The 18,396-nt window shown below is 61.6% G+C and carries 14 protein-coding genes and 1 riboswitch; of the genes, 11 read left to right on the top strand and 3 right to left on the bottom strand.

What is annotated here, in order from left to right; genetic code table 11:
• Nucleotides 1–134 precede the first annotated feature (134 nt).
• Together metH and rimK are read left to right on the top strand one after the other, a co-directional pair.
• Nucleotides 135–3,830, top strand: a complete 3,696-nt coding sequence (gene metH / locus AB5Y83_RS07275) for a methionine synthase (protein WP_368174947.1) — start codon at nucleotides 135–137, stop codon at nucleotides 3,828–3,830.
• Nucleotides 3,831–4,061: 231 nt separating this feature from the next.
• Nucleotides 4,062–4,958, top strand: a complete 897-nt coding sequence (gene rimK / locus AB5Y83_RS07280; protein WP_005340088.1) for a 30S ribosomal protein S6--L-glutamate ligase — start codon at nucleotides 4,062–4,064, stop codon at nucleotides 4,956–4,958.
• A 95-nt stretch (nucleotides 4,959–5,053) separates the two neighbouring features.
• Here rimK and AB5Y83_RS07285 read toward each other — a convergent pair whose 3' ends face one another.
• Entirely contained in the window at nucleotides 5,054–6,298 is a 1,245-nt protein-coding gene (locus AB5Y83_RS07285; protein WP_362786103.1) for a HAMP domain-containing sensor histidine kinase, read from the bottom strand.
• Nucleotides 6,295–6,963: a response regulator transcription factor gene (locus AB5Y83_RS07290; protein WP_019446511.1), complete on the bottom strand. Its 669-nt coding sequence runs from the start codon at nucleotides 6,961–6,963 to the stop codon at nucleotides 6,295–6,297. Before AB5Y83_RS07290 ends, AB5Y83_RS07285 begins: the two co-directional genes overlap by 4 nt.
• Before the next feature lie 88 nt (nucleotides 6,964–7,051).
• On the opposite strand from AB5Y83_RS07290, the gene AB5Y83_RS07295 reads away from it, so the two are divergent.
• From AB5Y83_RS07295 to thiH, 9 genes are all read left to right on the top strand, one after another.
• On the top strand, nucleotides 7,052–7,474 hold the full coding sequence (locus tag AB5Y83_RS07295; RefSeq protein WP_368174924.1) for a hypothetical protein: 423 nt from the start codon (nucleotides 7,052–7,054) through the stop codon (nucleotides 7,472–7,474).
• Nucleotides 7,475–7,558: 84 nt separating this feature from the next.
• Nucleotides 7,559–8,044, top strand: coding sequence for a hypothetical protein (locus AB5Y83_RS07300; protein WP_368174925.1), 486 nt, complete (start codon nucleotides 7,559–7,561; stop codon nucleotides 8,042–8,044).
• A gap of 260 nt (nucleotides 8,045–8,304) precedes the next feature.
• Nucleotides 8,305–9,768: an aerolysin AerA gene (aerA, locus tag AB5Y83_RS07305; RefSeq protein WP_368174948.1), complete on the top strand. Its 1,464-nt coding sequence runs from the start codon at nucleotides 8,305–8,307 to the stop codon at nucleotides 9,766–9,768.
• A 270-nt stretch (nucleotides 9,769–10,038) separates the two neighbouring features.
• Nucleotides 10,039–10,151, top strand: a riboswitch (TPP riboswitch).
• Between the two features lie 280 nt (nucleotides 10,152–10,431).
• The gene (gene thiC / locus AB5Y83_RS07310; protein ID WP_368174926.1) at nucleotides 10,432–12,423 is read left to right on the top strand and encodes a phosphomethylpyrimidine synthase ThiC; all 1,992 of its coding nucleotides are present in this window, start codon (nucleotides 10,432–10,434) and stop codon (nucleotides 12,421–12,423) included.
• Complete coding sequence (gene thiE / locus AB5Y83_RS07315; protein ID WP_368174927.1) at nucleotides 12,420–14,027, top strand: thiamine phosphate synthase; 1,608 nt, start codon at nucleotides 12,420–12,422, stop codon at nucleotides 14,025–14,027. Before thiC ends, thiE begins: the two co-directional genes overlap by 4 nt.
• Nucleotides 14,017–14,811, top strand: a complete 795-nt coding sequence (locus AB5Y83_RS07320; RefSeq protein ID WP_368174928.1) for a ThiF family adenylyltransferase — start codon at nucleotides 14,017–14,019, stop codon at nucleotides 14,809–14,811. The genes thiE and AB5Y83_RS07320 overlap by 11 nt, the downstream gene beginning before the upstream one ends.
• Entirely contained in the window at nucleotides 14,808–15,014 is a 207-nt protein-coding gene (gene thiS, locus AB5Y83_RS07325) for a sulfur carrier protein ThiS (protein ID WP_368174929.1), read from the top strand. The genes AB5Y83_RS07320 and thiS overlap by 4 nt, the downstream gene beginning before the upstream one ends.
• 85 nt (nucleotides 15,015–15,099) lie before the next feature.
• Nucleotides 15,100–15,867 carry a thiazole synthase gene (locus AB5Y83_RS07330; RefSeq protein WP_204480810.1) on the top strand — a complete coding sequence of 256 codons (768 nt, stop codon included), beginning with the start codon at nucleotides 15,100–15,102 and terminating at the stop codon, nucleotides 15,865–15,867.
• Between the two features lie 35 nt (nucleotides 15,868–15,902).
• Complete coding sequence (gene thiH / locus AB5Y83_RS07335) at nucleotides 15,903–17,123, top strand: 2-iminoacetate synthase ThiH (protein WP_368174949.1); 1,221 nt, start codon at nucleotides 15,903–15,905, stop codon at nucleotides 17,121–17,123.
• A 550-nt stretch (nucleotides 17,124–17,673) separates the two neighbouring features.
• Here the strand turns inward: thiH and AB5Y83_RS07340 are convergent.
• Nucleotides 17,674–18,372: a hypothetical protein gene (locus AB5Y83_RS07340; RefSeq protein WP_236354085.1), complete on the bottom strand. Its 699-nt coding sequence runs from the start codon at nucleotides 18,370–18,372 to the stop codon at nucleotides 17,674–17,676.
• Nucleotides 18,373–18,396: the final 24 nt, after the last annotated feature.

Genomic DNA, 18,396 nt, shown 5'->3' on the forward strand with positions numbered 1-18,396 from the left:
TCATTACCCATAAATGAGTATATGGTGGCGCATTTGGACTGATAGACGGCTAGATTTCCATTTTATTTGTTTGCTGTTAGGATGCTGTTTACGCAGTTGCATGGATGTAAGAGGAACACGCGGTGTCGAACGTAATGTCGAGCAGAGAGCCGAGCAAGCAGTCGGACGTAACAAAGAAGCTGGAAGCCTGCCTCAGGGAGCGGATCCTGATCATCGACGGGGCCATGGGCACCATGATCCAGGGCTACAAACTCGGGGAGGCGGATTATCGGGGTGAGCGGTTTGCCGACTGGCATACCGACATCAAGGGCAACAACGATCTGCTGGTGCTGACCCGTCCGGCGGTGATCCGCGAGATCCACGAGCAGTATTGCGCTGCCGGGGCCGACATTCTCGAGACCAACACCTTCAACGCCACTCGCATCGCCATGGCCGATTACGAGATGGAAGAGTTTTCCGCCGAGATCAACCGGGAAGCCGCCCGTCTGGCCCGCGCCGTGGCAGACGAGTGGACGGCAAAAGATCCCGCCAAGCCGCGCTTCGTAGCAGGGGTGTTGGGCCCTACCAACCGTACCGCCTCCATCTCGCCGGATGTGAACGATCCCGGCAAGCGTAACGTCACCTATGACCAGCTGGTGGCCGCCTACACCGAATCGACCCATGCCCTGATCGAGGGCGGCGCCGACATCATCCTGATCGAGACCATCTTCGATACCCTCAACGCCAAGGCTGCCGCCTTCGCGGTGGAAGGGGTGTTCGAGGCGCTGGGCTACAGCCTGCCGGTGATGATCTCCGGTACCATTACCGATGCCTCCGGTCGTACCCTCTCCGGCCAGACCACCGAAGCCTTCTACCATTCGCTGCGCCACGTCAAACCGGTCTCGTTCGGTCTCAACTGTGCGCTCGGGCCAGACGAGCTGCGCCAGTATGTGGAAGAGCTGTCGCGCATCAGCGAGACCCATGTCAGTGCCCACCCCAACGCCGGTCTGCCCAATGCGTTCGGTGAGTACGACCTCGATGCCGTCGAGATGGCGGAGCATATCCGCGAGTGGGCCCAAAGCGGCTTTCTCAACATGGTCGGCGGTTGCTGCGGTACCACCCCGACCCATATCCGCGCCATGGCGGACGCCGTGGCGGGCATCAAGCCGCGTGTGCTGCCCGAGCTGCCGGTGGCCTGCCGCCTGTCGGGTCTCGAGCCGCTGATCATCACCCCTGAATCCATGTTCGTGAACGTGGGTGAGCGCACCAACGTTACCGGTTCAGCCAAGTTCAAGCGGCTGATCAAGGAGGGGCTCTACGACGAGGCGCTCGATGTTGCCAAGCAGCAGGTGGAGAACGGTGCCCAGATCATCGACATCAACATGGATGAGGGGATGCTGGACGCCGAAGCGGCCATGGTGCGCTTCCTGAATCTTATCGCCGGTGAGCCCGATATCGCCCGGGTGCCGGTGATGATCGACTCCTCCAAGTGGGAGGTGCTGGAAGCGGGCCTCAAATGCGTGCAGGGCAAGCCGGTGGTCAACTCCATCTCCATGAAAGAGGGGGAGGAGAAGTTCATCCAGCAGGCCAGATTGCTGCGTCGCTACGGCGCCGCCGTCATCGTGATGGCGTTCGATGAAGCGGGGCAGGCCGACACCCGCGCCCGCAAGTTCGAGATCTGCCAGCGTGCCTACCGGATCCTGGTGGATCAGGTCGGTTTCCCGCCGGAAGACATCATCTTCGACCCCAATATCTTCGCGGTAGCGACCGGCATCGATGAGCACAACAACTACGCGGTGGACTTCATCGAGGCGGTGAAGGACATCAAAACGCACCTGCCCCACGCCATGATCTCCGGCGGCGTCTCCAACGTCTCGTTTTCGTTTCGCGGCAACGAGCCGGTGCGCGAAGCCATTCACGCCGTCTTCCTCTACCACGCCATCAAGAACGGCATGGACATGGGGATCGTCAACGCCGGTCAGCTCGCCATCTATGAAGACATTCCGGCGGAGCTGAAAGAGAAGGTCGAGGCGGTGGTGCTCAACCTAAATGACAACGCCACCGAAGAGCTGCTGGCCATCGCAGAGAAGTATCGCGGTGCCGGTGCCCAGGCGGAGGACCCGCGGGATCAGGAGTGGCGCAGCTGGCCGGTGGGCAAGCGGCTGGAGCACGCACTGGTCAAGGGGATCACCGACTTTATCGAAGAGGATACCGAAGAGGCACGCGCTGGTGCCGAGAAGCCGCTGCACGTCATCGAAGGGCCGCTGATGGATGGCATGAACGTGGTGGGCGACCTGTTCGGAGCGGGCAAGATGTTCCTGCCGCAGGTGGTGAAATCGGCGCGGGTGATGAAGCGGGCGGTGGCCTATCTGCAGCCCTATATCGAGGCGGAAAAGTCGGGCGGCTCCAGCAACGGCAAAATCGTGCTGGCCACCGTGAAGGGGGACGTGCACGACATCGGCAAGAACATCGTCGGGGTGGTGCTGCAGTGCAACAACTTCGAGATTGTCGACCTCGGGGTCATGGTCTCCTGCGAGACCATTCTCAAGACTGCGCGGGAGGTCGGCGCCGATATCATCGGGTTGTCGGGTCTCATCACCCCGTCGCTGGACGAGATGGTGCACGTGGCCAAGGAGATGGAGCGTCAGGGCTTCAAGCTGCCGCTGCTGATCGGCGGTGCCACCACCTCCAAGGCCCACACTGCGGTGAAGATCGAGCAGAACTACTCGGAGCCTGTGGTCTATGTCTCCAACGCCTCCCGCGCGGTCGGGGTGGCCCAGAGCCTGCTTAGTCCGGATCTGAAGGAGGCGTTTGTCGCCCGCATCGACAAGGAGTACGAGATCGCCCGGGATCAGCATGCCCGCAAGCAGCCGCGCTCCCGTCCGGTCAGTCTGGCTCATGCCCGCGCCAACCGGCACCAGCTGGATTGGGTTGGCTACCAGCCGCCCAAGCCCCGCGAGCTCGGGGTGCAGAAGTTCGATGATGTACCCATTTCGGTGCTACGCCCCTACATCGACTGGACGCCGTTCTTCCTCAGCTGGGAGCTGGCGGGCAAGTATCCGCGCATCCTCGAGGACGAGATCATTGGCGAGGAGGCAACCAGGCTGTTTGCCGATGCCAACGCCATGCTGGATCAGCTGGAAAAGGATCAGAGCGTGCGCTGCGCCGGGGTGGTCGGCCTGTTCCCGGCCAACGCGGTAGGGGACAGCATCGAGGTCTACAGCGACGAGTCGCGCACCGAGGTCATCAAGGTGCTGCACCACCTGCGCCAGCAGAGCGAGAAGCAGGGCTTCCCCAACTACTGTCTGGCGGACTATGTGGCGCCGAAAGAGAGCGGCAAGCCCGACTGGATCGGCGCCTTCGCGGTGACCGGCGGCATCGGTGAGGAGGCCATCGCTAAGGCCTACAAGGCGCAGCACGACGACTACAACGCCATCCTCATTCAGGCGGTGTGCGACCGTCTCGCCGAAGCCTTTGCCGAGTATCTGCACGAGCAGGTGCGCAAGGTACATTGGGGTTATGCTCCCGACGAGGCCCTCAGCAACGAGGAGCTCATTCGCGAGAACTATCAGGGCATCCGTCCGGCGCCCGGTTATCCGGCCTGCCCGGAGCACACCGAGAAGGGGAGCATCTGGGAGCTGCTGGAGGTGGAGCAGGCTATCGGCATGCAGCTCACCGAATCCTACGCCATGTGGCCGGGGGCGGCGGTATCGGGTTGGTACTTCTCTCATCCCGAGAGCAAATACTTCGCGGTGGCGCAGATCCAGCAAGATCAGGTGGAAGATTACGCTGTTCGCAAGGGGATGACGCTGGCAGAGGCCGAGCGCTGGTTGGGGCCAAACCTGAACTGACTCCCGCGTGACATCGGTTGATCTTTAACGAGAAACGGCGGCATCCTTGCTTGGGTTGAACAACCTGCGCAGAGCCGCCGTTTAACCTGTTGGTCATAGTGACAGGTTAGAGTGCTGTTTGGTGTGGTTTGTCTTGTTGTCAGGATAAACAATTGGCGTTGTCTTGGCGCTGTGGCACCTTATACTCTCCCGCCCCATCCTGCCCAGGCATAGCCTTCTAGCGGAATTGTCATGAAGATCGCCATTTTATCCCGTGAGCCGAAAAACTACTCCACCCGCCGTCTGGTCGAGGTGGCGCAGGCGCGCGGTCATCAGGTAGAGGTGCTCGACACCCTGCGCTGCTATATGAATATCGCTTCCCACAACCCCTCCATTCACTACGAGGGTGGGGAGTTGGGAAGTTATGACGCCGTGATCCCGCGGATCGGGGCCAGCATTACCGCCTACGGCACCGCCGTGCTGCGCCAGTTCGAGATGATGAACACCATGGCCCTCAACAGCTCGGTGGCCATCAGCCGTTCCCGCGACAAGCTGCGGGCGATGCAACTGCTCTCCCGCCATGGCATCGGCCTGCCCATCACCGGCTATGCCCACAGCACCCACGACGTGCCCGACCTCATCACCATGGTGGGCGGGGCGCCGCTGGTGGTGAAACTGCTGGAGGGAACCCAGGGGATTGGCGTGGTGCTCTGCGAGACCCAGAAAGCCGCCGAGAGCGTGATCGAGGCCTTTATCCAGACCAACAACAACATTCTGGTGCAGGAGTATATCCGCGAGGCCAATGGCGCCGATATCCGCTGTCTGGTGGTCAACGGCAAGGTGGTTGCCGCCATGCGCCGTCAGGCCCAGCCGGGGGAGTTTCGCTCCAACCTGCACCGTGGCGGCACCGCCGAGGCGATCAAGATCACCCCGGAAGAGCGCGCGACCGCGGTGCAGGCCGCCAAGATCATGGGGCTGGATGTAGCGGGGGTGGATATCCTGCGCAGCGCCCGTGGCCCGCTGGTGCTGGAGGTCAACTCCTCCCCCGGCCTGCAAGGGGTGGAAGCCGCTTCCGGCAAGGATGTAGCCGGCAAGATCATCGAGTTCCTCGAACTCAAGGCGAGCCGCAAGAACAAACCGGCGGAGTGAGCCTCAGGCTTGCATCCGTCAGATAGAAACAGGGCGCCCTCGGGCGCCTTGTTGCTATCTGGCTGGTGGGTTGGCGGTGCCACTGCGCCCTCACCCTAACCCTCTCCCAAAGGGAGAGGGAACTGTTCGGCAGTGATCATCGCCAGCCTTGCGCTGAATACGCCATCCTCGAGCCGGGTGTCGATCTGCCAGCCCAGCTTCTCGCAGATGCGCTGAATGATGGTGAGGCCACAGCCGTAGCCGAGGATCTGATCCGGCGCCGCCGCCGTCGGGTTGCTGATGGTGAGCACCGGGCCACACAGCTCGATGTCGATATGTCCCTCGGCATAGCTCAGGGCATTTTTCAGCAGGTTGCCGAGGGCGATGGCGAGCAGGGAGAGGGGGGCGTTTACTTCGCTGCTCTCGTCCAGGTTCAGCCGGATATCGAGGGCCTCCCGCTGCAACAGCGGAGCGAGGCGGGCCAGCTCCTGACGGATCAGCGGGGTCACCTGCTGCAGTGGCCGCTCCACCGCCTCCTTGCGGCCCAGCAGCAGGAAGGTCTCGGTGAGCAGCGCCATCTCGTCGGCGGCGGCGCGGATACGGGTGGTGGCGCGGGCGGCCGGTGCGGGCAGATCTGTCACCTTGCCAAGCAGCGCGGCCGAGCCCTGGATCACCATGTTGGGGGTGCGCAGCTCGTGGCTGGCGAAGCGACTGAACTCCTGCTCGCGAGCGAATACGGCGCTCACCTCCTGCTTGCCGGCTAGCAGCGCCAGCTCGATATCCCGCAGCTCCTGCCAGGGGGCGTCGGGCTCGAAATCCGCCTGATCCGGGGTGAGGTGGGCGACCCTCTGTTGCAGCCGTTGCAGCGGCCCTGTGATATGGCGTACCAGCCAGATGCCGAAGCCGAGGCAGCCCAGCAGCAGGGTCACCCCGATCAGCCGGGTCGCCAGATGCAGCTTGTCTTCGTAGGGGTCGAGGTAGTCATCGGCGTCGTCGTTGAACACCAGATAGAGCAGTCCCTCGCCGGAGGGGTGACGGGCCACCAGAAAGTGTTTGTCCTCCTTGCCCAGTTGGTGCTCGAAAAAGCCGGGGGTCTGGTAGGGCTTCAGCCATTTCGGCAGGCGGCCCGCTTCAGTCCAGTAGCTGGAGAACTGTCTGGGGCTTGGGGCAGCGGCGGCCGGGCCGAGTCGCAGCCAGTCATCGCTGTAGCGGGTCACTTCCGCTTCCAGCCAGTGGCGCAGGCTCAACTCCTCCATCTTGTCCTCGGCCACCATCATCAGGCCGGAGAGCAGGATCAGCAGCACCACCCCGGCGCCGCCGAGCGCCATGATCAGGCGGCGGCGCAGGCTCGGCAGGCTCATGCGCTCACCAGTCGGTAGCCCTGGCCGTGCAGGGTCTCCAGCATGGGAGTGGGGAAGGGTTTGTCGAGCGCGTTGCGCAGGGCGTAGATATGGCTGCGCAGGGCATCGGAGTCGGGCTCCTCATCCCCCCAGACGGTGTCGAGCACCTCCTGACGGCTGACGATGGCGGGGGCGCGGCGGGCCAGCAGGGCGAGGATTTGGAACGGGATCTTGCCGAGCTTGAGGGGCTCACCGGCGCGGGTGGCGCGGCCGCTGGCGACATCGACCGTCAGATCGCCAAAGCTGATGGCCCCCACATCGCCGCGCGGGCCGCGCAGGCTCAGAGCTTGCAGCCGCACCTCCAGCTCCTCCATGGCGAACGGCTTGACCAGATAGTCATCCCCTCCCGCCTTGAAGCCTGCCAGCTTGTCCTCCAGGCTGTCGCGGGCGGTGAGAAACAGCACGGGAGTGGCAATCCCCTGCTCGCGCAGGCGCGCCACCGTGCTGAGGCCATCGAGGCGCGGCATCATCACATCCATGATGATGACGTCGAAACGCTGCTCCTCCAGCAGTTGCAGCGCCGCCTGACCGTGATAGGCACAATCGAGGCGGTGACCGGCCAGCTCCAGATAATCCATGATGGTTTCCGCCACCTGAGGATTGTCTTCCACTACCAAAATCTTCATGCTTTGCTCTCCTGGTTGGCGAGCGTTTCACGCTCTTTTCACACCGGATTCGGCATCCTGTTTGCCAGTGTAACCCCGAGGATCCCTGATGAAGAAGTCTCTCTGCGCCCTCCTGTTGCTGATCTTGTTGCCACTTGGCACCGCACAGGCGACCGAATTCAAACTGACCGGCCGCACCACCTGGCAGCTTGGCCAGTTGATGGTCAACGGCATGCCGTTCGTGATCGACGACCAGACCCGCTTCAAGGATTGGCTCAACGAGGATGATCTCGGCGGTACCTGGGTCGAGATGAAGGGGGTAGTGGAGAACGGCGTGCGCTATGTGCGCAAGGTCGAGGCCCTCGATGAAGATGACAAGGACGAGATGGATCTGGAAGGGCCGGTCGAAGGGGGGCGGATCTGGGGCTACACCACCTCGGATAACAGCCTGGCCCCCTTCGAGGGACGCTGGCTCGAACTGGAGTGCAAGTTTGACGGCATGCGCCTGAGCCGCTGCCACGAGGACAAGTGACCCGATCGCTGCCGCAGATTCGCAATGTTCCTGAATGAAGCCCATGCTTATCCGGCATGGGCTTTTTGTTCAGGGACGAACGACATGGAACAGAGAACAAAGTGGTGTGCGTGGCTGTATGGTTTGCCGCTCTGTGCCGCGCAGGCGATTGCCGACGAACTGTGGCTGGTGGAGCTGGAACACGATGACGGCATCCATTTGCAATTTCAGGGGGCCGAGGTGGAGCGGGGCAGTGCCGCCATCTGGCGGCAGGGGGAGATTTGGCCGCAGCCACTCAAGCCCGGCGACCAGCTCGCCCTGCTGGTGGCCGATGGCGTTGCCACCCGGATTGAGCTGCTGGCCGCCAGAGCCCCGCTGGCCAATCTGCCCTGGCAGCGGGCGCAAGATCGCCTGCAATCCTTCGATGATCGGCAGCTCATGCTGGCTACCCTGGGCACTGTGCCACTCAATCCGCTGGTGCGCTGGGTCAACGGTTCGGCCGCCGATCTGCATGCCGGGAGCGAGCTGGTATTGATCCGTTCGGCGGATGGAATATTGCAGGGAATTGAAGTGATCAATCCGGAAGAGTAATTCAGCATCTTCTTATTTAATATGGTTTCACCATATTGTGGCAGCCATTAAATAATGGCTGCCACAATATTTATGATTTATTCCTCAATAAAGTCATAACTCTAATTATTTTCTTATACCACCATTATTTTGTTTGTCATGGATGTTTTTTGGTGGTTTATTTTATTTGTGTCAGGTTTTGTCGGAGTCCATACCTGTCAAATGAAAAAGGATATTTCTACACAATAACAATTATCGTATGTCTGAAAGAGGGATAAATGATGAATAGAATAATTACCGCCAATCTGGCGTTTTTGGCGTCTTCATTGATGCTCGCTCAGGTGCAGGCGGCTGAACCTGTCTACCCTGATCAGGTCAAGTGGGCTGGTCTTGGCACGGGCGTCTGTGCCAGTGGCTACCGTCCTCTGACCCGCGATGAAGCTATGAGTATCAAGGGTAATCTGGTCAGCCGCATGGGGCAGTGGCAGATTACCGGGCTGGCTGACCGCTGGGTGATTATGGGGTCGGGATATAATGGTGAAATCAAACAGGGCACTGCCGGAGAAACCTGGTGCTATCCCAATTCACCGGTTTCCGGAGAAATACCAACACTATCTGACTGGAATATTCCAGCGGGTGATGAGGTCGATGTGCAATGGCGGCTTGTCCACGACAATGATTATTTTATCAAGCCGGTCAGTTATCTCGCCCATTATTTGGGATATGCCTGGGTGGGTGGAAATCATAGCCCCTATGTCGGGGAAGATATGGATGTTACCCGGGTTGGCGATGGCTGGCTGATAAAGGGAAATAATGACGGCGGCTGCTCCGGATATCGTTGCGGGGAGAAGAGCTCCATCAAGGTAAGCAACTTCTCATATACCCTGGAACCCGACTCCTTCAGCCATGGTCAGGTCACCGAGAGCGGCAAGCAGCTGGTCAAGACCATCACGGCCAATGCGACCAACTACACGGATCTGCCCCAGCAGGTGGTGGTGACCCTGAAGTACGACAAGGCCACCAACTGGTCGAAGACCGACACCTACAGCCTGAGCGAGAAGGTGACCACCAAGAACAAGTTTCAGTGGCCGCTGGTGGGGGAAACCGAACTGGCCATAGAGATCGCAGCGAGCCAGAGCTGGGCCTCCCAGAAAGGGGGCTCAACGACCGAGACCGTCTCGGTTGAAGCGCGCCCCACGGTGCCGCCTCACTCCAGCCTGCCGGTGCGGGTTGCGCTCTACAAGTCCAACATCTCCTACCCCTACGAGTTCAAGGCCGAGGTCAATTATGACCTGACCATGAGGGGCTTCCTGCGTTGGGGCGGCAATGCCTGGTATACCCATCCGGAGAATCGCCCGACCTGGGAGCACACCTTTGCCGTCGGCCCGTTCCGCGACAAGGCGAGCAGCATCCGCTACCAGTGGGACAAGCGTTATATCCCGGGTGAAGTGAAGTGGTGGGACTGGAACTGGACCATCAGCGAGTATGGTTTGTCGACCATGCAGAATAACCTGGGTCGTGTGCTGCGCCCGATCCGTTCGGCGGTGACCGGTGACTTCTATGCCGAGAGCCAGTTTGCCGGCGACATCGAGATTGGTCAGCCCCAGACCCGTTCAGCGGCCTCTGCCCAGTTGCGTAACGCCTCTGCTGAAGGTGTGGCTCTGACCGGTGTGGATCTGGACAGCGAGGCCCTTGCCAACGAAGGGTTTGGCAATGTATCCCTGACCATAGTTCCGGTTCAATAACCTCCCTCGCAGGCCCCTTTCATAGGGGCCTGTTTCTGCTCTGCGCAAGACGATGCACTTGCCCTGCGCCCCTCGATTTTCCCTCTTTTCCTCCTCTTGTCCCTGCATGATCACAGTGGGAACCTGTAGCGTGCCAAGTTGATGCCAACGCAGGTTTGACCTCTGTTTGGGGTGGTCCCGTGATCGAGACATTGTTCACTCATTGTTGCAAGAGGCGTGTTGGCCAGATTGTTAACGGCTTGTGCTTTAGATTTTCCCCCTTATACTGGCGCCATCTTGTCGGAGTGCTGACCGTCGAACGACGCGAAGCTGAGACCGTTAATTCGGGATCCGTGGAACCTGATCAGGTTAAAACCTGCGAAGGGAACAAGGGTAACTTGCGGGTTACCGCGCCGGGGGAGGAACAAGCCTCTTCCGCTCATCGAAGGGAGCACCCTTGATGAGTCAGGGCGCACAGGAGGGAGTCTGTCCCGTCCGGTTGTCCAGCACGTGGGGCGCCTTGCCCACAGCATGCTGAGAGCGGGAAGTGGCAGAACAGCTGCGCGGAGATCCATCCCGCGCGCACTCCCTCCCGAGATAAACACCCCGCCGCAAGTTCATCTTCTCCTCGAACTCCAGACAAGCAAATACCCATAACTTCAACCAGTTAATGTGAGTTTTGCTATGTCTACTTCTGTATCTGATACCACCAAATCCAGCCGCCGCGAGCAGCGCTCCAGCGCTCAGGCCTTTATCGACAGCCTCAAGGGGATGGCTCACCCCAACTCCCGCCGCATCTTTATCGAAGGCTCCCGCGCCGATATCCGGGTACCCCTGCGGGAGATCCAGCTGGCCGACACCTTCGTCGGCGGCACCAAAGAAAATCCCCAATTCGAGCCCAACGAGCCGGTGCCGGTCTACGACACCTCGGGCCGTTACGGGGAGGAGGGGGTCGCCATCGACGTGCGCCGCGGCCTGCCGCGCCTGCGGGAGAACTGGGTGCTGGAGCGGGATGACACCGACGAACTGCCGGGGCTCAGCTCCACCTTCACTCAGGAGCGGCTGGCCGACGAGGGGCTGGATCACCTGCGCTTCGAGCATCTGCCGAAACCGCGCCGTGCCAAGCCGGGTCGCCGGGTCACCCAGCTGTACTACGCCCGCGCTGGCATCGTCACTCCCGAGATGGAATTTATCGCCATTCGCGAGAACATGGGGCGCGAGCGGGTGCGCTCTGAACTGTTGCGTACCCAGCATCCGGGCCGCGATTTCGGTGCCCGTTTGCCCCAGAACATCACCCCCGAATTTGTGCGTGATGAGGTGGCCGCCGGTCGCGCCATCATCCCCAGCAACATCAACCACCCGGAAGCGGAGCCGATGATCATCGGCCGCAACTTCCTGGTGAAGATCAACGCCAACATCGGCAACTCGGCGGTCACCTCCAGCATCGAAGAGGAAGTCGAAAAGCTGGTCTGGTCCACCCGCTGGGGCGCCGACACCGTGATGGATCTCTCCACCGGTCGCTACATCCACGAGACCCGCGAGTGGATCCTGCGCAATAGCCCGGTGCCTATCGGTACCGTGCCCATCTATCAGGCGCTGGAGAAGACCAACGGCATTGCCGAAGATCTCACCTGGGAGCTGTTCCGCGACACCCTGCTGGAGCAGGCCGAGCAGGGGGTGGACTACTTCACCATCCACGCTGGCGTCCTGCTGCGCTTCGTGCCGATGACCGCCAAGCGCCTCACCGGCATCGTGTCGCGCGGTGGCAGCATCATGGCCAAGTGGTGCCTCTCCCACCACAAGGAGAACTTCCTCTACCAGCACTTCCGCGAGATCTGCGAGATCTGCGCCGCCTATGACGTGGCCTTGTCGCTGGGCGACGGTCTGCGTCCGGGCTCCGTCTATGACGCCAACGACGAGGCCCAGTTCGCCGAGCTGCGCACCCTGGGCGAGCTGACCAAAATCGCGTGGGAGTACGACGTGCAGGTGATGATCGAGGGGCCGGGCCATGTGCCGATGCACATGATCGAGCGCAACATGACCGAGCAGCTGGAGCACTGCCACGAGGCGCCGTTCTATACGCTGGGCCCGCTCACCACCGACATTGCACCGGGTTACGATCACTTCACCTCCGGCATCGGCGCCGCGCTCATCGGCTGGTACGGCTGCGCCATGCTCTGCTACGTCACCCCCAAGGAGCATTTGGGGCTGCCCAACAAGGAGGACGTGAAGCAGGGGCTGATTACCTACAAGATCGCCGCCCACGCCGCCGATCTGGCCAAGGGGCATCCGGGCGCCCAGATCCGCGACAACGCCATGTCCAAGGCGCGCTTCGAGTTCCGCTGGGAGGATCAGTTCAATCTGGCCCTCGACCCCGACACCGCCCGCGCCTATCACGACGAGACCCTGCCGCAGGAGTCCGGCAAGGTGGCCCACTTCTGCTCCATGTGCGGGCCCAAGTTCTGCTCCATGAAGATCACCCAGGATGTGCGCGACTACGCAGCCAAGCTGGAGGCTGTGGAGATCAAGCTGGTCGGCATGGATGGTCAGCAGGAGCTGGTGGTGGCTCAGGTGGAGAGCGGCATGGCCCGCATGGCGGAGACCTTCAAGGAGACTGGCGGCGAGATCTACCATCAGGCGGCGGCGCTGAAACAGGCCGCAGGGGAGGAGGCGTGAGCAGCGCAAGCGGGGCTGTCAGCCCCGCCGATCTGCTGCCTGTGACGGACTCCCGCCAAGTTGTCTGGACCATCGCCGGTTCAGACTCCGGGGGCGGTGCCGGCATTCAGGCCGACTTGCACACATTGCACGACCTCGGTGTGCACGGCTGCTCGGTCATCTCTGCCATCACCGCCCAGAACTCGGTGGCGGTGAAGATGGTTGACCCCGTGCTGATGCAGACCTTCACCGCCCAGATCGACGCCCTTGGCGTCGATCTGCCGCCCGCCGCCATCAAGATAGGCCTGCTGCCGACCCGGCTGCACGTCGAGGTGTTGGCCCGCCGACTGGCAACTATTGAGAGTCCCTTCGTGGTCTACGATCCGGTGGCCATCGCCAGCACCGGCACCCCGATGGCGGAGCCCAATATGCTGGAAGCGGTGCGCGAACAGCTGCTGCCACGTCTGTCGCTCATCACCCCCAACGGCCCCGAACTGGAAGCCCTGACCGGCATTCCCGCGACCAGCCCAGTGCTGGTGCGCTTCGCCGCCCAGCGGCTGCGCGAACTCGGTGCCCGCGCCGTGCTGGTCAAGGGCGGCCATCTGGGTTGGAGCGGTGAGCTCTGCCTCGACTACTACCAGGATGAGACCCGCGAATTCTGGCTGGCCGCGCCGCGCCTCGATACCCGCCACGGTCACGGCACCGGCTGCTGCTACGCCAGCGCCATCGCCGCCGTGGTGGCACAGGACTACCCGGTGGAAGACGCCATCACCCTGGCGCGAGCCTACCTGCAACAGGGGCTGGCGGCGGCGCAGGGCGTGGGCGCAGGCCCGGGGCCCATCGCCCATCTCGGCTGGCCCGCCGATCTGGCCCACTTCCCTCGCGCCGTGCTGGCGGGCTCAAGCCTCGATCGCCGCTTCGGATTGTATGAAGCGAGCAGCGCCCGCCTGCCGCAGGGCCCCTTCGCGCCGACCGAACACAACCTCGGTCTCTATCCGGTGGTCGATTCGGTCAAGTGGCTGCGCCGCCTGCTGGGGCAGGGGGTCAAGACCATCCAGCTGCGGATCAAGAATCTGCCTGCCGCAGAGGTAGCACCGGCCATTCGTGATGCGGTAGCGCTCGGTCGCCGCCATGGGGCACGACTCTTTATCAACGACTACTGGCAGCAGGCCATCGAGGCGGGAGCCTGGGGCGTGCATCTGGGGCAGGAGGATATGGAGACGGCTGATCTCGCCGCCATTCAGGCTGCCGGGCTGCGCCTTGGCATCTCCACCCACGGCTACTTCGAGCTGATGCGGGCCCGCGAGCTGGCCCCCTCCTATATCGCGCTGGGCCATATCTTCCCGACCAACACCAAGGCGATGCCGTCTCGCCCGCAGGGGCTGGTGCGGCTGCATCGCTACCGTGCCCTGATGTGCGACTGGCCGACGGTGGCCATCGGCGGCATCAGCGAGGAGCGGGTGGCGGCGGTCAAGGCAAGCGGGGTCGGCAGTATCGCGCTGGTCTCGGCCATTACCGGAAGCCGAGATTGGCAGGGGGCGACCGAGCGGCTGCTCGCTGCTGTGGGGGCGGGGGATGAGCCGCGCTCGGCCACTGTTATACGGGAGGCTGAACATGCGCTCTGATGCCGCTTCTCTTAGTGACAAAGAGTATCTGCGATATGGCCGTCAGCTGATGCTGGCGGAAGTGGGTGAAGAAGGTCAGGCACGGCTGAAAGATAAGTCCGTGCTGATCGTGGGCTTGGGCGGGCTCGGCTCGCCGCTCGCCCTCTATCTGGCCGGGGCCGGGGTGGGCACCTTGTGGCTGGCCGATGGCGATACGGTGAATTCCAGCAACTTGCCGCGCCAGATCCTGTTCGATAGCGAGGCAGTCAACCACTCCAAGGCCGAGCTGGCCCGCGAGCGGTTGGCTGCCCACAACCCGCTGGTGGAGCTGATTGCCATCAACCAGCGACTCGATGCCGCCAGCCTGCCGGAGTTTGTGGCCGAGGTAGATCTGGTTGTCGACTGCTGCGACAACCTCGCCACCCGCCAGGCCATCAACGCCGCCTGCGTGGCTCAGGGCAAGCCCTGGATCTCCGCCGCCGCAGTGGGTTGGCAGGGGCAGCTGATGGCGCGAACCAGCAGTGAGCACGCCTGCTACGCCTGCCTCTATCCGCTGGATACCAAGCTCGCCCAGAGCTGCGAGACCAGCGGCGTCACCGGCCCGCTGGTCGGAGTGATGGGCTCTTTGCAGGCGCTGGAGGCACTGAAACTGCTGCTCGGGATGCCGAGCCCGGTGGCTGGCACATTGCGCCGCTTCGATGCTTTGACCCATCAGTGGCAGACCCTCACTCTGGCTCCCGATCCCGATTGTCCGGTTTGCGGGCATCGCCGATGGCCGACACACGATAAGGAGATCACCCCATGACCCTCACCATCCGACTCAACGATAAAGCCCAGCAGCTGACGGCAGGGCAGAGCGTGGCCGACCTGCTGGCGGCGCAAGACGTTAATCCACAGGGCGTAGCGGTGGCCCTTAACGGCGCCGTGCTGCCCCGTGGTCGCTGGGCCGAGACCCGTCTCAATGACGGGGATGAACTTCACCTCTTCACCGCCATTGCGGGAGGCTGACCCATGATGCTCGCAGTCCCATCTTCGCGTGTTCTGCCTTGCGGCGGAACTTCATCTCTTCTTACCACTGTGGCGGGAGGCTGACATGCTGAAAATTGCCGATCACACCTTCTCATCGCGCCTCTTTACCGGCACCGGCAAGTTTGCCCGCCCGGATCTGATGGCCGCCGCCATCGAGGCGAGTGGCTCCCGGCTGGTCACCATGGCCATCAAGCGGCTCGAACCGGGCAAGGCCCACGACGATATCCTCAGCCCCTTGCTGCAACTCGGGGTCAAGCTGCTGCCCAACACCTCAGGCGCCAAGACCGCCGCCGAGGCGGTATTTGCCGCCCATCTTGCCCGCGAGGCGCTGGGGACGAACTGGCTGAAGCTGGAGATCCACCCCGATCCGCGCTATCTGCTGCCCGATCCCATCGAGACGCTGAAAGCCGCCGAGCAATTGGTGAAAGAGGGCTTTGTGGTGCTGCCCTACTGCGGCGCCGACCCCGTGCTCTGCAAGCGGCTGGAAGAGGTGGGCTGCGCCGCCGTGATGCCGCTCGGCGCCCCCATCGGTTCCAATCAGGGGCTGGTGACCCGGGAGTTTCTCGCCATCATCGTCGAGCAGGCCAATGTGCCCGTGGTGGTGGATGCGGGCATCGGTGCGCCGAGCCACGCCGCCGCCGCCTTTGAACTGGGGGCCGACGCCGTGCTGGTCAACACCGCCATCGCGGTGAGCGGCGACCCGGTCGCCATGGGCCGTGCTTTTGCGCTGGCCTGCACTGCCGGGCGCAGCGCCTATGAGGCAGGTCTCGGCGCCCGCGCCCTGCAGGCCCAAGCCTCCAGCCCGCTGACCGATTTTCTGGGGGCGTTATGAGTCATGATGCTGGCTCGGGGCAAGAGCCAATCGCCATGTCCTCTTTCGCCGCGTCCCCCGATCCTGCGGCACTGCGCCCCCCTCTCCCTCTGGGAGAGGGGCTGGGGGTGAGGGCACTGGGTGTAAGGGCTAAGGAGCCTTCCTTTCTCGACCGATGGCAGGAGCTGGAGTGGGACGATATCGGTATGCAGATCCGCGCCAAAACGGCCGCCGATGTAGAGCGGGCGCTGAGCGCACCGCGCCGCACTCTGGCCGATTTTATGGCGCTGATCTCGCCAGTCGCCGAGGCGTATTTGCCGCAGATGGCGGCCGAGGCCGAGCGCCTGACCCGCCAGCGCTTTGGCAACACCATCGGCTTCTATGTGCCGCTCTATCTGTCGAACCTCTGCGCCAACGACTGCACCTACTGCGGCTTCTCCATGAGCAACCGCCTCAAGCGCAAGACCCTGAATGCAGAGGAGATTGAGCGCGAGTGTCTGGCCATCAAGGCGCGCGGTTTCGACAGCGTGCTGCTGGTGACCGGTGAGCACGAGCACAAGGTGGGGCTCGCCTATTTTCGCGAGGTGATGCCCATCATCCGTCGCCACTTCAGCACGGTGGGGATGGAGGTGCAGCCCCTCTCGCAGGCCGAATATGCCGAGCTGAAGAGCCTCGGCCTCGACGCCGTCATGGTCTATCAGGAGACCTATCACGCTCCCACCTACGCCCGTCACCATCTGCGCGGCAACAAGCGGGACATCGCATGGCGCCTCGCCACGCCGGATCGGCTGGGCCGTGGCGGTATCGACAAGATCGGGCTGGGGGCGCTGATCGGCCTCTCCTCGGACTGGCGCGCCGACAGCTACTTTGTCGCTGAGCATCTGAGCTGGCTTGAGCGCCACCACTGGCAGAGCCGCTATTCCCTCTCCTTCCCGCGCCTGCGCCCCTGCACCGGCGGGCTGGAGCCTGCCGTGGTCATGTCGGATCGCCAGCTGGCCCAGCTTATCTGTGCCTGGCGCCTCTTCTCGCCCACGCTGGATTTGTCCCTCTCCACCCGCGAGTCGGCTACGTTTCGCAACGGCGCGGTGCGCCTTGGCATTACCCAGATGTCGGCCGAGTCGCGCACCCAGCCGGGTGGCTATGCCGAAGGGGATAAAGAGGAGCTGGAGCAGTTCGCCATCCACGACGATCGCCCGGTCGGTGAAGTCGCCGCCGCTGTGCGACAGGCGGGGTTGCAGCCGGTGTTCAAGGACTGGGAACCCTTCTTGGGCCGATAGGGGCGGCCACGCCCCCTTTGCCGCAGGCATCCAGCGTCCAGCCAGACTCCGTGCCTGTGGCGAGCAGGCACGGTTGCACCGTGCAATCGTAGGGTCGATTAGCCGTTAGGCGTAATCGTCCGTTCCGAGGTATGGCGCTGGCGGCAGGGGCCGTTATGTGGTGGCACGGCTTTGCCGTGCAGGACGCGAGGCCGCTGGCCTCGAAGGGGTTTCGCCCGCCCTTCGGGCCGGGGCGAGTGACTTTGGAAAGACCCAAAGTCACCAAAGGTCTTCTCCCCCGCTTATTCGCCCGACTTCGTCGGGTTCCTTCGGCTCACCCGCTTGTCCGACGGCACGCGCCGACGGGCCATCCATGGCCCGGCGCCGCTCGCTCGACATCCTGTCTCGCGGCCTGGACAAGCGGACTCGCCTCAGCGAATAAGAGGGGGAACCAAAATCGTGCCCGCCATAACCTCAGGGAGTGGTCGTAGGGTGCAATAAGCGAAGCGCATTGCACCGCGATTGTGACGAGAGGTGCAATTCACTTCGTTCATTGCACCCTACGGTATTATCACTCATGTTCTTCTTTTCCCGTCTGCTGTGTTTTTGATATTTCATTAGCTATATCAAGAACTGCTTTTGCATCGTATGGTTGCAAGTAATCAATTAGTGTTAACTTTTTTGTGACACCATTTAATGAGGTTCCCATAACTATTCCTTTCTTGTTGTCTGCATCAAGCCAAAACCTATCATGAATTTCATCTGTTCTGATGTCTTTTATTATTATGTCTGAATTAATGGATTTTAATATGTTGTGCATGGCATTTGGGCTGCGCTTTTTAGCGTCTTTAGGTTTGGGCTCTTGAGTGAAAAATGTGATGCTTTGCAGTGAGTCAGATAGCTCAATTATCATTTTTTTAAACAGATTCAGAACGCTTTCTTCGTTTGAGTAGAAGAATGCATCGATAATCATTAGGTTTTTCACACCTTTCAATGTACGGATAAATCCAAGAATTACGATCTCAACTTCATTTACAGTTATACCTGGGTGTAAGATAGAGTCACAGGTTATATGGTATCGGAATAACGATGATGGCCCATTCTTGATGAACTCTTCACGTAAAAGATCTTGAATGTGAGTGGTGTTTAGTCGAGTTAACATGAAATCTCGACTTAAATCTGGATTGTCATAAAAGCGTTGAAAAATATCTCTACTATTAATTCCGTTGCTAGCGTGGCATGCAATAATTGTTATTTCCTTATCGCTCATAATGTCTCTTTTTAATAATTAATG

This window comes from Aeromonas sp. R5-4 (genome assembly GCF_040908215.1).
GTDB lineage: Bacteria > Pseudomonadota > Gammaproteobacteria > Enterobacterales > Aeromonadaceae > Aeromonas > Aeromonas veronii.